The 1,030-nt window shown below is 54.0% G+C and carries 1 protein-coding gene; it reads right to left on the bottom strand.

Annotated elements, in window-relative coordinates; genetic code table 11:
• On the bottom strand, positions 1 to 1,030 hold a 1,030-nt coding region (locus tag Xind_RS19605; protein ID WP_246432641.1), incomplete at both ends, for an AMP-binding protein.

Genomic DNA, 1,030 nt, shown 5'->3' with positions numbered 1-1,030 from the left:
TCGTGGTAAAGGTGGTGCCTTCCGTCGGACCATAGGCCTGCAACAGTTGTTGCGGCGGACAATGTTTCAGCACCTGGGCAATCACTGATGAATCGGGAATATCGCCGCCAAAAATCAGTATTCTTATCTGCGGCAGCGCCGGGGATAGCTCTACTGCCAGCCGGTTAAACAGCCCGATGGTCAACCACAACACCGTGATACCGTAGGTCTGTAAAGCCCGGATTAGCTCCACTGGTGTCAATAAGGTGGTATGATCAATCACCACCAGCGTGCCACCGTTAAGCAACGGCGCCCAGACTTCAAAGGTACTGGCATCAAACGCCGGGTTCGCGGTAAAGGCCACCCGATCATCCGGTTCGATGGCCGCATAACCATTATTGATGACCAATCGAACCACAGCTCGGTGCGGCACCAGCACCCCTTTCGGGGTGCCCGTCGAGCCGGAGGTATACATGATATAGGCTAAATCCGTACTGACACGGGGCAAATCAGGGTTAACGCTATATTGTTCACTGTTTGTATTGCTCTCATTGGCAAGACGCAGCAGCGGCACCGCCAGATCAGCCGGAATATCTGCCTGTGTATCGGTGAGTAACAATTTGGCGGCACAGTCATCGATCAACCAGTTTTTCCGCTCATCCGGCACACTGGGATCCAGGGGGACGTAAACGGCACCGGCTTTCAGTACTGCTAGTTGTGCCATCACCAGTACCACGGAGCGCTCAAACATCAGCACAATCGAATCGCCGGGGCAAACGCCTTGTCCGATTAACTGGTGAGCCAACTGATTCGCCCGTGTATTCAACTCGCGGTAGCTCAGGGATTCATCACCCATTATTAAAGCGGTCGCCTGTGGGGTTTTCGCCACCTGCTGCTCAAATAACTGATGGAGACACCATGCCTCTGGATAGGCAGTTTCCGTTGTATTCCAAGTAGTTAATAACAGTGTACGTTCTGCTTCCGGCAGGATTTCAACTGCCCGTACCGGGGTTTCCGGCGCCTGTTCCAGCGCCGCCACCAGACTTTCCAG

It is taken from the genome of Xenorhabdus indica, from assembly GCF_014467235.1.
GTDB lineage: Bacteria > Pseudomonadota > Gammaproteobacteria > Enterobacterales > Enterobacteriaceae > Xenorhabdus > Xenorhabdus indica.
Note: the sequence above shows the minus strand (reverse complement) of the source record. Positions and strands in the feature narration are given on the sequence as shown.